We start from the raw sequence: 13,237 nt of genomic DNA on the forward strand, positions 1-13,237 counted from the left end.
GCCCGCTACCGGACGAAGACGCCCGCCTGACCCGCGAGGTCCAGGAAGTACTGCGGGGCCACCCCGAGGACGAGGGTGACGGCCACGCCGACGCCGATGGCGACCGTGGTGAACGCGCTGGGGATGGCCACCGTCGGGCCCTCCGGGCTGGGCTCGGAGAAGAACATCAGGACGATGACGCGCACGTAGAAGAAGGCCGCGATGGCCGAGGCGATGACGCCGACGACGACGAGCGCGCCCGCGCCGCCCTCCGCCGCCGCCTTGAACACGGCGAACTTCCCGGCGAACCCGGAGGTCAGCGGGATGCCCGCGAAGGCCAGCAGGAACACCGCGAACACGGCGGCCACCAGCGGGGAACGGCGCCCGAGCCCGGCCCACTTGGACAGGTGCGTCGCCTCGCCGCCCGCGTCCCGCACGAGCGTCACGACGGAGAACGCGCCCAGCGTCACGAAGGAGTAGGCCAGCAGGTAGAAGAGGACGGAGGAGACGCCCTCCGGCGAGGTCGCGACGACCCCCGCGAGGATGAACCCGGCGTGCGCGATGGACGAGTAGGCCAGCAGCCGCTTGACGTCCGTCTGGGTGATGGCGACGACCGCGCCGAGCAGCATCGAGACGATCGCCACGCCCCACAGGACGGGCTCCCAGTCCCAGCGCAGGCCGGGCAGGACGACGTAGAGCAGGCGCAGCAGCGCGCCGAAGGCGGCCACCTTCGTCGCCGCCGCCATGAAGCCGGTGACGGGTGTCGGCGCGCCCTGGTAGACGTCCGGCGTCCACATGTGGAACGGCACCGCGCCGACCTTGAACAGCAGGCCCATGACGACCATCGCGCCGCCGATGAGCAGCAGCGCGTCGCTGGACATGCTGGCCGCCAGCGCCGCGCTGGGGCTGGGCACCGTGCCCTCGACGACCTCGGCGATGCCCGCGTAGGAGACGGTGCCCGCGTAGCCGTAGAGCAGGGCGATGCCGAAGATCAGGAACGCCGAGGAGAACGCGCCCAGCAGGAAGTACTTGACGGCCGCCTCCTGGGAGAGGAGCCGGCGGCGCCGGGCGAGCGCGCACAGCAGGTACAGCGGGAGGGAGAAGACCTCCAGCGCGATGAACAGCGTCAGCAGGTCGTTGGCGGCGGGGAAGAGCAGCATGCCGCCCACCGCGAAGAGCAGCAGCGGGAAGATCTCCGTCGTCGTCCAGCCCGCCTTGACGGCGGCCTTCTCGCCCTCACCGCCGGGGACGGCGGCGGGCTGGGCGGCGAAGGAGTCGACGGGACCGCCGCCGCCCCGGGGCTCCAGCCGGCGTTCGGCGAAGGTGAAGACGGCCACCAGCGCCACCAGCAGGATGACGCCCTGGAGGAACAGCGCCGGGCCGTCGACCGCGACGGCCCCGGCCCCGGCGACGGCCGCCTTGTCGGTGGCGTACCCGCCCATGGCGAGCGCCAGCACGGCGGCGAAGGCCCCGGCGAAGCCGAGGGAGGCCAGCGCCACCTGGACCCCGTAGCGGGCGCGCCGCGGTGCGAACGCCTCGACGAGGATGCCGACGACGGCGGCGCCGAGGACGATCAGCGTCGGTGACAGCTGGGCGTACTCGATCGAGGGCGCCTCGGCCGCGACCGTCCACAGGCTGTGGACGGGCTCGGCGGCGGCCGCGCCGGAAAGGGTGGTCGCGCTCATTCCGTGGCCTCCACTGCGGGCAGTTCCGGCTCCGGGTCGGTCTCACGCACGTCCGAGAGCGTGTGCTCGACCGCCGGGTTGACGATGTCGGTCAGCGGCTTCGGGAAGACGCCGAGGAAGATCAGCAGGGCGATCAGCGGGGCCACCACGGCGAGTTCGCGGGGCCGCAGGTCCGGCATCTTCGCGATCTCCGGCTTGTCGACCGGGCCGGTCATCGTGCGCTGGTAGAGCAGCAGAACGTAGATCGCGGCCAGGACGATGCCCGCCGTCGCCACGATGCCGGCCGCCGGGTAGCGGCTGAACGTGCCCACGAGGACGAGGAACTCGCTGACGAACGGCGCCAGCCCGGGCAGCGAGAGGGTGGCGAGCCCGCCGATCAGGAACGTGCCCGCCAGCACCGGCGCCACCTTCTGCACCCCGCCGTAGTCGGCGATGAGCCGGGAGCCGCGCCGGGAGATGAGGAACCCCGCGACCAGCATCAGCGCGGCGGTGGAGATGCCGTGGAAGACCATGTACAGCGTCGCGCCGCTCTGGCCCTGGCTCGTCATCGCGAAGATGCCGAGGATGATGAAGCCGAAGTGGGAGATGGACGCGTACGCCACCAGCCGCTTGATGTCCCGCTGGCCGACGGCGAGCAGCGCCCCGTAGACGATGCTGACCAGCGCCAGCACGATGACGACGGGCGTCGCCCAGGCGCTGGCCTCGGGGAAGAGGCCGAGGCAGAAGCGCAGCATCGCGAAGGTGCCGACCTTGTCGACGACGGCGGTGATGAGCACCGCCACCGGCGCGGTGGACTCCCCCATGGCGTTCGGCAGCCAGGTGTGCAGCGGCCACAGCGGCGCCTTGACGGCGAAGGCGAGGAAGAAGCCGAGGAACAGGAGCCGTTCGGTGTTCGTCGCCATCTCCAGCTCGCCGGAGGCGCGGGCCTCGGCGATCTGCTGGAGGGAGAACGTGCCCGCCGGGAGCTGGTCGGCCGTCACGACGTAGAGGCCGATGACGGCGGCCAGCATGATGAGGCCGCCGGCGAGGTTGTAGAGGAGGAACTTGACGGCGGCGTAGGAGCGCTGCTTGGCGCCCTCCGCCTCACCGGCCGCGTGCGCCCGGTCCCCGAAGCCGCCGATGAGGAAGTACATCGGGATGAGCATGGCTTCGAAGAAGATGTAGAAGACGAACACGTCGGTCGCGGCGAAGGAGATGATCACCATCGCCTCGACCATGAGGATGAGGGCGAAGAAGCCCTGCGTGGGACGCCATCGCCGGCCCGTGCCGTCCGCCCCGTCCGCCCCGTCCGCCCCGTCCTCGGGCTCGGCGTCGTGCCAGCCGGCCGCGATGATGAACGGGATCAGCAGCGCGGTGAGGGCGATGAGGGCGGCGGCGATGCCGTCCACACCGACCTCGTAGCGCACGCCGAAGTCGGCGATCCACGCGTAGGACTCGGTGAGCTGGTAGCGCTCGCCGCCCGGCTCGAAGGCGGCCAGCACCCAGCCCGCCAGCACCAGGGTGCCGAGCGAGACGGCGAGCGCGAGCCACTTCGCGGCGGTCCGCCGGGCGGCGGGCACGGCGGCCGTGGCGACCGCGCCCACGGCGGGCAGCACGGCTGTGGCCGTCACCAGCGGGAATGACATATCAGACATGGATCAGACCGCCCTCATCAGCAGGGTGGCTGCGACCAGCACGGCCGCACCGCCGAACATCGACACCGCGTAGCTGCGGGCGTAGCCGTTCTGCAGCTTGCGCATCCGGCCCGACAGCCCGCCGAAGGCCGCTGCCGTCCCGTTCACCGCACCGTCCACGACCGTGTGGTCGACGTAGACCAGGCTGCGGGTCAGGTGCTGCCCGCCGCTCACGAACACGGCGTGGTTGAAGTCGTCCTGGAGCAGGTCGCGGCGGGCCGCCCGGGTGAGCAGCGAGCCGCGCGGAGCGACGACCGGCACCGGACGGCGTCCGTACTGCGCCCAGGCGATACCGACGCCGACGAGCATCATGGTGACGGTCGCGGCCGTGATCACCGGGATGGGGATGGGCGGGTGCGGGTGCTCGAAGGACGTCACCGGCTCCAGCCAGTGGACGAACGCCTCGCCCCAGTTGAACAGGCCGCCCGCGAAGACCGAGCCGAAGGCCAGGACGATCATCGGGATCGTCATCGACCGCGGCGACTCGTGCGGGTGCGGTTCCGCGTGCTCCCCGCGCTCCTGCGCCACCGGCTCGACGTCCGGGGAGGCGGGCGAGGCCGTCGGCCGGTTCTTCCAGCGCGGCTCGCCGAAGAACGTCAGGATCATCACGCGCGTCATGTAGTAGGCGGTGAGCCCCGCGCCCAGCAGCGTCGCGCCGCCGAGCACCCAGCCCTGCACCCCGCCGGCCGAGAAGGCGGCCTCGATGATGAGGTCCTTGGAGAAGAAGCCCGACAGGCCCGGGAAGCCGATGATGGCCAGGTAGCCGAGGCCGAAGGTGACGAAGGTGACCGGCATGTAGCGGCGCAGGCCGCCGTACTTGCGCATGTCGACCTCGTCGTTCATGCCGTGCATGACGGAGCCGGCCCCGAGGAACAGCCCGGCCTTGAAGAAGCCGTGGGTGACCAGGTGCATGATCGCGAAGGCGTAGCCGATCGGGCCCAGCCCGGCCGCCAGCACCATGTAGCCGATCTGCGACATGGTCGAACCGGCGAGCGCCTTCTTGATGTCGTCCTTCGCGCAACCGACGATCGCACCGAACAGCAGCGTGACCGCGCCGACGGTGACGACGACGGTCTGCGCGGTCGGCGCCGCGTCGAAGATCGCCCCGGAGCGGGTGATGAGGTAGACGCCGGCCGTGACCATCGTCGCCGCGTGGATCAGCGCGGAGACGGGCGTCGGGCCCTCCATCGCGTCGCCCAGCCAGGACTGGAGCGGCACCTGGGCCGACTTGCCGCAGGCCGCGAGGAGCAGCATCAGCCCGATGCCGGTGAGCGTGCCCTCACCGGCCCGGTCGGCGTTCTCCAGCACCGGGCCGAAGGCGAACGTCCCGAACGTGGTGAACATCAGGAAGATCGCGATGGACAGGCCCATGTCGCCGACGCGGTTGACGATGAAGGCCTTCTTGGCCGCCGTCGCCGCGCTCGGCTTGTGCTGCCAGAAGCCGATGAGCAGGAACGAGGCGAGGCCCACGCCCTCCCAGCCGACGTACAGCAGCAGGTAGTTGTCGGCGAGGACGAGCAGCAGCATCGCCGCGAGGAACAGGTTCAGGTAGCCGAAGAAGCGGCGGCGACGCTCGTCGTGCTCCATGTAGCCGATCGAGTACAGGTGGATCAGTGATCCGACCCCGGTGATCAGCAGCACGAACGTCATGGACAGCTGGTCGAGCTGGAAGGCGACGTCCGCCTGGAAGCCCTGCACCGGAACCCAGCTGAACAGGTGCTGGTGCAGCGCCCGGTCCTCGCCCTCCCGGCCCAGCATGTCGAAGAACAGCACCGCGCCGATGACGAAGGACGTCGCCGCGAGCGCGGTGCCGAGCCAGTGCCCGGTGCGGTCCAGCCTTCGCCCGCCGCACAGCAGGACGGCCGCGCCGAGCAGGGGCGCCGCGACGAGCAGTCCGATCAAGGAATCCACTGGTACGTACCCCTTACAGCTTCATCAGGCTGGCGTCGTCGACCGAGGCCGAGTGACGGGAGCGGTAGAGCATCACGATGATCGCCAGACCCACGACGACCTCCGCGGCGGCGACGACCATGACGAAGAACGCCATGATCTGACCGTCGAGGTTGCCGTGCATGCGGGAGAAGGCGACGAGCGTGAGGTTGGCCGCGTTCAGCATCAGCTCGATGGACATGAACACGATGATGGCGTTGCGCCGGATCAGGACGCCGGTGGCGCCGATCGTGAACAACAGCGCTGCCAGATAGAGGTAGTTGACGGGATTCACTGACGGGCCTCCTCGCCCCGGCCGTGGTGGTCGGCGGTGCGCTTGTCGATGGCGGCCACCTCGGCCAGCTGGTCCTGACCCACCTCGCGGAGCTGGCCGCGCTCGCGCAGCGTCTCGTTGACCGTCAGCTCGGACGGTGTCCCGTCCGGCAGCAGGCCCGGACGGTCCACGGAGTTGTGCCGGGCGTAGACGCCGGGGGCGGGCAGCGGGGGCACGTGCTGGTTCAGCCGCACCCGCTCGATCGCCTGCTCCCGCTGCGTCCTGGCCTTCTCGGTGCGCTCGCGGTGGGTGAGCAGGGTGGCGCCGACGGCCGCGATCGTCAGCAGCGCGCCGGTGACCTCGAAGGCGACGACGTACTCGGTGAACAGCCGCTCGGCGATGCCCGGGACGTTGCCGCCGAACTCGGCGTTGGCGGCGCCGATGCCGACGAACGCCTCCGAGCCGAGCGTGGCCTGGCCGATGCCGCCGATCACCAGCATGGCCAGCCCGAGCGCGCAGCCCAGGGCCAGCCAGCGCTGCCCCTTGATCGTCTCCTTCAGCGAGTCGGCCGTGGTGCGGCCGACGAGCATGAGCACGAACAGGAACAGCATCATGACCGCGCCGGTGTAGACGACGATCTGCACGACGCCGAGGAAGTAGGCGCCGTTGGCGAGGTAGAAGAGCGCCAGGATCACCATCGTCCCGGCCAGGCAGAGCGCGGAGTGCACCGCCCGGCGCAGCAGGACGGTGCCGAGCGCGCCCGCGACGGCGAGGACGCCGAGCACGTAGAACTGGACGGCCTCGCCGGTGGAGGTGTCGGCCGCGAGCAGACTCGCTGCGGTCGCTGCGGTGCTCACTGGTGCTTCACCCCCTCGGTGGACTCGCCGGGAGCCGTCGTGGCGTCCGGCGAGGCGCCGGCGGAGGCGGGCTCGTCCGGTCCGAAGGTGTCCGCCGACGACTGCGGGATGCCCGTGTCGTGGATCTCCTGCTGGAGGGTGCCGGGCGCGGCCTCGGTGACCAGGCCCCGGTAGTAGTCCTTCTCCGTCATGCCGGGGAAGATCGCGTGCGGCGAGTCGACCATGCCCTCCGTCAGCCCGACGAGCAGCTCCTCCTTGGTGTAGATGAGCGACTCACGGGTGCGGTCGGCGAGTTCGTACTCGTTCGTCATGGTGAGCGCCCGCGTCGGGCACGCCTCCACGCACAGCCCGCACAGGATGCAGCGCAGGTAGTTGATCTGGTAGACGCGGCCGTAGCGCTCACCGGGCGAGTAGCGCTCCTCCTCGGTGTTGTCCGCGCCCTCCACGTAGATCGCGTCCGCCGGACAGGCCCAGGCGCACAGCTCGCAGCCGATGCACTTCTCCAGCCCGTCGGGGTGGCGGTTGAGCTGGTGGCGGCCGTGGAAGCGGGGCGCGGTGGGCTTCTTGTACTCCGGGTACTGCTCGGTGAGCCGCTTCTTGAACATGGCCTTGAAGGTCACGCCGAAGCCGGCCACGGGGCCCAGGGGGTTAGGCATCGTCGGACTCCTTGCTCTCGCTGTCGGCCCCGCCCGCCTCCGGCGCGCCCGCTCCGACGGAGGCGGTCTCCCGCTCCCAGCGCGAGGGGCGTCGCGGGACGGGTGGCAGGGACTGGCCGGGCAGCGGCGGCACCGGGTAGCCGCCGGCCATGGGATCGAAATCGGACCGCTGCTTGGCCGCCTCGCGGGCCGCCACCGCCTCCGCCTCGCGGGCGCCCCGATCGCGGAAGACGTCCACCACGAACGACACGAGCAGCAGCGCGATGATGCCGCCGGAGACCCACAGGACGATCTCGCCGAAGTCGTAGCCCTCGTTGCGCAGGGCCCGGACGGTGGCCACGAGCATCAGCCACACCAGCGAGACCGGGATGAGGACCTTCCAGCCCAGCTTCATGAACTGGTCGTAGCGGACGCGGGGCAGCGTGCCGCGCAGCCAGACGAAGCAGAACATCAGCGCCAGCAGCTTGACGGAGAACCACAGCATCGGCCACCAGCCGTGGTTGGCGCCCTCCCACACGGTGGAGATCGGCGCCGGGGCCCGCCAGCCGCCCAGGAACAGGGTGACGGCCAGCGCCGAGACGGTGACCATGTGGATGTACTCGGAGAGCATGAACAGCGCGAACTTGATCGACGAGTACTCGGTGCTGAAGCCCGCCACCAGGTCGCCCTCGGACTCCGGCATGTCGAACGGGTGCCGGTGCGCCTCGCCCACCATGGACACGGCGTAGATGACGAACGACACCGGCAGCAGCACCGCGAACCAGGTGTCGGCCTGCGCCCCGACGATCGTCGACGTCGACATCGACCCGGAGTAGAGGAAGACGGCGGCGAAGCTGAGGCCCATCGCGACCTCGTAGCTGATGATCTGCGCCGTGGCGCGCACGCCGCCGAGCAGCGGGTACGTCGAGCCGGACGACCAGCCCGCGAGCACGGTGCCGTAGGCGGCGATGGAGGCGGTGGCGAGGATGAAGAGGATGGCGACGGGCAGGTCCGTCAGCTGCATCGTCGTCCGGGTGCCGAAGATCGACACCTCGTTCCCGGCCGGACCGAAGGGGATCACCGCGAACGCCATGAACGCGGGGATCGTGGCGAGGACGGGGGCGAGGACGTAGACGAACTTGTCCGCCCCCTTGACGATCACGTCCTCCTTCAGCATGAGCTTCACGCCGTCGGCGAGCGACTGGAGCATGCCCCACGGGCCGTGCCGGTTCGGCCCGATGCGCCGCTGCATCCAGGCGATGACCTTGCGCTCCATGACGATGGAGATCAGCACCGTCAGCATGAGGAACGCGAAGCAGAACACCGCCTTGAGCGCGATCAGCCACAGCGGGTCCTGCCCGAACATCGACAGGTCCTCGACGGCCAGCACGGACGGGCTGCTCGCGCCCGTCCGCTCCGGCAGGACGGCGGCCACGACTGCGGTCACGACTGCACCTCCGGTGCCTCGGTGGGGGCGGCGCCCTCGGCCGCGGCGATCTGCACCAGCTCACCGGGCAGCGCCCCGGTGTCCCGGGCGAGCCCGCCGCCGGTGGAGTTGAGCGGGAGCCACACGACCCGGTCCGGCATCGGCGTGACCGCGACCGGCAGCGTCACCGTCCCGATCGGCCCGGTGACGGCGAGCAGGTCGCCGTCGGCGACCCCGGCCTCCCGCGCGGTGGCGGCGGAGAGCCGGGCCGGCGCCGGGTGCCGGGTGCCGGCCAGCGCCTCGTCGCCCTCCTGCATCCGGCCCTGGTCGAGCAGCATCCGGTGCCCGGCGAGCACGGCCTCCCCGGCCGCCGCGGCGGGCAGCGGGCTGCCGGACGCGGCGGGGTCGGCGGCCCGGTCGCCCTCCCAGGCGCCGAGCCGGTCCAGTTCCGCGCGCGCGGTGCGGACGTCCGGCAGGCCCAGGTGGACGTCGAGGGCGTCGGCCAGCATCGTCAGCGCCCGGGCGTCGGGGAAGACGAAGCGGCGCGTCATCTGGTCCGGCTTGATCGCGGCCTCGAACGGACGCGTCCGGCCCTCCCAGTTCAGGAACGCCCCGGACTTCTCCGCGACGGCGGAGACCGGCAGGACGACGTCCGCCCGGTCCGTGACGTCGCTGGGCCGCTGCTCCAGGCTGACCAGGAAGCCGACCGCGTCCAGCGCCTCGACCGCGCGGGCCGGGTCCGGCAGGTCGGTGACCTCCACGCCGCCGACCACCAGCGCGGCCAGCTCGCCGTTGGCGGCGGCCTCGACGATCTGCCCGGTGTCGCGGCCGACGGCGCGGGGCAGTTCGGCGACGCCCCACACGGCGGCCGTCTCCTCCCGGGCGCGCGGGTCCGTCGCCGGACGGCCGCCGGGCAGCAGCCCCGGCAGGGCCCCGACCTCGACCGCACCGCGCTCACCCGCCCGGCGCGGAATCCACGCCAACCGGGCGCCCGTGGCCGTCGCGGTCCGCACGACGGCGGTCAGCGCACCGGGCACGGCCGCCAGCCGCTCGCCCACGAGGATGACGGCGCCCTCCGCGCGCAGCGCCTCGGCCGCGCGCTGCCCCGTCTCGTCCAGGCCGACGCCGCCCGCCAGCGCGTCCAGCCACTCCGTCTCGGTGCCCGGAGCGGCGGGCAGCAGCGTGCCGCCGGCCTTCGTCAGGCCCCGCGTCGCGTGCGAGGCGACGGCGTAGAGGCGCTGGCCCTTCGTGCGGTGCGCCTTGCGCAGCCGCAGGAAGACGCCGGGCGCCTCCTCCTCCGCCTCCAGCCCGACCAGCAGCACGGCGGGTGCGGCCTCCAGGCCCCGGTGGGTGACGCCCGCGCCCTCCAGGCTCACCCCGCGCCCGGCCACCCGGGCGGCCAGGAACTCGGCCTCCTCGGCGCTGTGGACGCGGGCCCGGAAGTCGACGTCGTTCGTGCCGAGGGCGACGCGGGCGAACTTGGCGTAGGCGTAGGCGTCCTCCACCGTGAGCCGGCCGCCGGTCAGCACGCCGGCCCGGCCGCGCGCCCCGGCGAGCCCCTCGGCCGCCGCCCGGAGCGCGGCGGGCCAGTCCGTCGGCTCCAGCTCACCGGTCTCGGCGTTGCGCACCAGCGGGTGGGTGAGGCGGTCCGGGCGCTGGGCGTAGCGGAACGCGAAGCGGCCCTTGTCGCACATCCACTCCTCGTTGACCTCCGGGTCGTCCTGGGCCAGACGGCGCATGACCTTGCCGCGCCGGTGGTCGGTGCGCGTCGCGCAGCCGCCCGCGCAGTGCTCGCACACGCTGGGCGAGGAGATGAGGTCGAACGGGCGGGAGCGGAACCGGTAGGCGGCCGACGTCAGCGCGCCCACCGGGCAGATCTGGATGGTGTTGCCGGAGAAGTACGACTGGAAGGGGTCGCCCTCGCCGGTGCCGACCTGCTGGAGGGCGCCGCGCTCCAGCAGCTCGATCATCGGGTCGCCGGCGATCTGGTTCGAGAAGCGGGTGCAGCGGGCGCACAGCACGCAGCGTTCCCGGTCCAGCAGCACCTGTGTGGAGATCGGCACCGGCTTCTCGAAGGTGCGCTTGCGGCCCTCGAACCGGCTCTCGGCGCTGCCGGTGGACATCGCCTGGTTCTGCAGCGGGCACTCGCCGCCCTTGTCGCAGACCGGGCAGTCCAGCGGGTGGTTGATGAGCAGCAGCTCCATCACCCCGCGCTGCGCCTTCTCCGCGACGGGCGAGGTCAGCTGCGTGGCGACGACCATGCCGTCGGTGCAGGTGATGGTGCACGAGGCCATCGGCTTGCGCTGGCCCTCCACCTCGACGATGCACTGGCGGCAGGCGCCCGCCGGGTCGAGCAGGGGGTGGTCGCAGAAGCGCGGGATCTCGATGCCCAGCAGTTCGGCGGCCCGGATGACCAGGGTGCCCTTCGGCACGCTGATCTCGGCACCGTCGATCGTCAGGCTCACCATCTCCTCCGGCGGGCGCTCGGCCTCGCCGCCCCCGGAGGTCTTGGCGTCGGTGGTCACGGTCACGCGTTCACCTCCAGGTGTGCGTTGTCGTCGTCGCCGTCGGCACCCGTGCCGTCGGCCCACACCGTGGACCGGGCGGGGTCGAAGGGGCAGCCGCGGCCGGTGATGTGCTGCTCGTACTCCTCGCGGAAGAACTGCAGGGAGGAGAAGATCGGGCTGGCCGCGCCGTCGCCGAGGGCGCAGAAGGACTTGCCGTTGATGTTGTCGGCGATGTCCGCGATCTTGTCGAGGTCGGCCATGTCGGCCTTGCCCGCCTCGATGTCGCGCATCAGCTGGACCAGCCAGTACGTGCCCTCGCGGCAGGGTGTGCACTTGCCGCAGGACTCGTGCGCGTAGAACTCCGTCCAGCGGGTGACGGCGCGCACGACGCACGTCGTCTCGTCGAAGCACTGGAGCGCCTTGGTGCCGAGCATGGAACCCGCCGCGCCGACGCCCTCGTAGTCGAGCGGCACGTCCAGGTGCTCGTCGGTCAGCAGCGGCGTCGACGAACCGCCCGGCGTCCAGAACTTCAGCCGGTGGCCCGGGCGCATGCCGCCGCTCAGGTCGAGCAGCTGGCGCAGGGTGACGCCCAGCGGCGCCTCGTACTGCCCGGGGTTCGCGACGTGGCCGGAGAGCGAGTACAGCGTGAAGCCCGGGGACTTCTCGCTGCCCATCGAGCGGAACCACTCCTTGCCCTTGGCGAGGATCGCGGGAACCGAGGCGATGGACTCGACGTTGTTCACCACGGTGGGGCAGGCGTACAGGCCCGCCACGGCCGGGAAGGGCGGCCGCAGCCGGGGCTGGCCCCGGCGTCCCTCCAGGGAGTCCAGCAGCGCCGTCTCCTCACCGCAGATGTAGGCGCCGGCGCCCGCGTGCACGGTGAGTTCGAGGTCCTTGCCGGGCCCGAGCGCGTCCTTGCCGAGGTATCCGGCGGCGTACGCCTCCGCGACGGCGTGGTGCAACCGCCGCAGCACGGGCACCACTTCACCGCGCAGGTAGATGAACGCGTGGTGCGAGCGGATCGCGTGGCAGGCGATCACGATGCCCTCGATGAGGGAGTGCGGGTTGGCGAAGAGCAGCGGGATGTCCTTGCAGGTGCCCGGCTCCGACTCGTCGGCGTTGACGACGAGGTAGTGCGGCTTGCCGTCGCCCTGCGGGATGAACTGCCACTTCATGCCGGTGGGGAAGCCCGCGCCGCCCCGGCCGCGCAGCCCCGCGTCCTTGACGTAGGCGATCAGCTCGTCCGGGTCCATGGCCAGGGCCTTGCGCAGTCCCTGGTAGCCGTCGTGCCGCCGGTAGGTGTCCAGCGTCCAGGACTCCGGCTCGTCCCAGAAGGCGGACAGGACGGGCGAGAGCAGCTTCTCGGCGGATTCCGTGGTCGTCATCGCCCCTCCTCGCGCTGGTCGTCACGCCGGTCGTCGGGTGCGCCCGCCGGGTCCGGCCGGCCCGGGACGGGACCGGTGGGGTGGGCCGGGTCGGAGGCGGCCGTCCGCTCGGGCGCGTCGTGCGAGCTGGGGTGGGTGCCGCCGGGACCGGCGGCGCTCTTCGGCGGTGCCGGCTCGGCGCGCGGTCCGACGACGCGGCCCGCGGGCGTCTCGCCCTTCGCCAGCCGGAGTCCGGCCAGTGAGGCGGGGCCCGCGCCGCCGGTGGCCTCCGTGGCGCCGGGGCGCTCGTCCGGGAAGCCGGCCAGGATGCGGGACGTCTGCTTGAAGGTGCACAGCGGCGCACCCCGCGTCGGCCGCACCTCGGCACCGGCCCGCAGCTCGTCGACGAGGCGCTTGGCGGACTCGACGGTCTGGTTGTCGAAGAACTCCCAGTTCACCATCAGCACCGGCGCGAAGTCGCAGGCGGCGTTGCACTCGATGTGTTCGAGCGTGACGGCGCCGTCCTCCGTCGTCTCCCCGTTGCCGACGCCCAGGTGGTCCTGGAGAGCGGCGAAGATGGCGTCACCGCCGAGGACGGCGCACAGGGTGTTGGTGCACACGCCGACCTGGTACTCCCCGCCCGGCCTGCGCCGGTACATGGAGTAGAACGTCGCGACGGCGGTGACCTCGGCGGTGGTCAGGCCGAGCGTCTCGGCGCAGAACCGCATCCCCGTCCGGGTCACGTGGCCTTCCTCGGACTGCACCAGGTGCAGCAGCGGCAGCAGCGCGCTGCGGCTGTCCGGATACCGTCCGACGATCTCCTCGGCGTCGGCGGCGAGCCGGGCGCGCACGTCGGCGGGGTAGTCCGGGGCGGGCAACTGCGGCATGCCCAGGCTGACGTCGCTCAC

10 protein-coding genes are annotated in these 13,237 nt (G+C 72.0%); all 10 read right to left on the reverse strand.

What is annotated here, in order from left to right:
• Positions 1 to 5 precede the first annotated feature (5 nt).
• Positions 6 to 1,664 carry an NADH-quinone oxidoreductase subunit NuoN gene (nuoN, locus tag V6D49_RS10610; protein WP_340559054.1) on the reverse strand — a complete coding sequence of 553 codons (1,659 nt, stop codon included), beginning with the start codon at positions 1,662 to 1,664 and terminating at the stop codon, positions 6 to 8.
• Entirely contained in the window at positions 1,661 to 3,289 is a 1,629-nt protein-coding gene (locus tag V6D49_RS10615; protein WP_340563856.1) for an NADH-quinone oxidoreductase subunit M, read from the reverse strand. The genes nuoN and V6D49_RS10615 overlap by 4 nt, the downstream gene beginning before the upstream one ends.
• Positions 3,290 to 3,301: 12 nt before the next feature.
• Positions 3,302 to 5,248, reverse strand: coding sequence for an NADH-quinone oxidoreductase subunit L (nuoL, locus tag V6D49_RS10620; protein WP_340559056.1), 1,947 nt, complete (start codon positions 5,246 to 5,248; stop codon positions 3,302 to 3,304).
• Positions 5,249 to 5,261: 13 nt separating this feature from the next.
• Positions 5,262 to 5,561, reverse strand: coding sequence for an NADH-quinone oxidoreductase subunit NuoK (gene nuoK, locus V6D49_RS10625; protein WP_191211352.1), 300 nt, complete (start codon positions 5,559 to 5,561; stop codon positions 5,262 to 5,264).
• A complete protein-coding gene (locus V6D49_RS10630; RefSeq protein ID WP_340559058.1) occupies positions 5,558 to 6,397 on the reverse strand; it encodes an NADH-quinone oxidoreductase subunit J in 840 nt (279 codons plus the stop codon). Before V6D49_RS10630 ends, nuoK begins: the two co-directional genes overlap by 4 nt.
• A complete protein-coding gene (gene nuoI / locus V6D49_RS10635) occupies positions 6,394 to 7,053 on the reverse strand; it encodes an NADH-quinone oxidoreductase subunit NuoI (protein WP_340559059.1) in 660 nt (219 codons plus the stop codon). Before nuoI ends, V6D49_RS10630 begins: the two co-directional genes overlap by 4 nt.
• Positions 7,046 to 8,398 carry an NADH-quinone oxidoreductase subunit NuoH gene (gene nuoH / locus V6D49_RS10640; protein ID WP_340563859.1) on the reverse strand — a complete coding sequence of 451 codons (1,353 nt, stop codon included), beginning with the start codon at positions 8,396 to 8,398 and terminating at the stop codon, positions 7,046 to 7,048. Before nuoH ends, nuoI begins: the two co-directional genes overlap by 8 nt.
• A gap of 77 nt (positions 8,399 to 8,475) precedes the next feature.
• Complete coding sequence (locus V6D49_RS10645) at positions 8,476 to 10,989, reverse strand: NADH-quinone oxidoreductase subunit G (RefSeq protein ID WP_340559060.1); 2,514 nt, start codon at positions 10,987 to 10,989, stop codon at positions 8,476 to 8,478.
• Positions 10,986 to 12,350 carry an NADH-quinone oxidoreductase subunit NuoF gene (nuoF, locus tag V6D49_RS10650; protein WP_340559062.1) on the reverse strand — a complete coding sequence of 455 codons (1,365 nt, stop codon included), beginning with the start codon at positions 12,348 to 12,350 and terminating at the stop codon, positions 10,986 to 10,988. Before nuoF ends, V6D49_RS10645 begins: the two co-directional genes overlap by 4 nt.
• Positions 12,347 to 13,216 (reverse strand): NADH-quinone oxidoreductase subunit NuoE, encoded by an 870-nt coding sequence (nuoE, locus tag V6D49_RS10655; protein ID WP_340563862.1) that lies wholly within the window; start codon positions 13,214 to 13,216, stop codon positions 12,347 to 12,349. The genes nuoF and nuoE overlap by 4 nt, the downstream gene beginning before the upstream one ends.
• Between the last annotated feature and the right edge of the window lie 21 nt (positions 13,217 to 13,237).

It is taken from the genome of Streptomyces sp. GSL17-111, assembly GCF_037911585.1.
In the GTDB taxonomy this organism is placed as follows: domain Bacteria; phylum Actinomycetota; class Actinomycetes; order Streptomycetales; family Streptomycetaceae; genus Streptomyces.

What these genes read in the sequence shown, in the direction of transcription:
- nuoN (WP_340559054.1), bottom strand. Translation starts at nt 1,664, where the DNA reads ATGAGCGCGACCACCCTTTCCGGCGCGGCCGCCGCCGAGCCCGTCCAC.
- V6D49_RS10615 (WP_340563856.1), bottom strand. Translation starts at nt 3,289, where the DNA reads ATGTCATTCCCGCTGGTGACGGCCACAGCCGTGCTGCCCGCCGTGGGC.
- nuoI (WP_340559059.1), bottom strand. Translation starts at nt 7,053, where the DNA reads ATGCCTAACCCCCTGGGCCCCGTGGCCGGCTTCGGCGTGACCTTCAAG.
- nuoH (WP_340563859.1), bottom strand. Translation starts at nt 8,398, where the DNA reads ATGTTCGGGCAGGACCCGCTGTGGCTGATCGCGCTCAAGGCGGTGTTC.
- nuoF (WP_340559062.1), bottom strand. Translation starts at nt 12,350, where the DNA reads ATGACGACCACGGAATCCGCCGAGAAGCTGCTCTCGCCCGTCCTGTCC.
- nuoE (WP_340563862.1), bottom strand. Translation starts at nt 13,216, where the DNA reads ATGCCGCAGTTGCCCGCCCCGGACTACCCCGCCGACGTGCGCGCCCGG.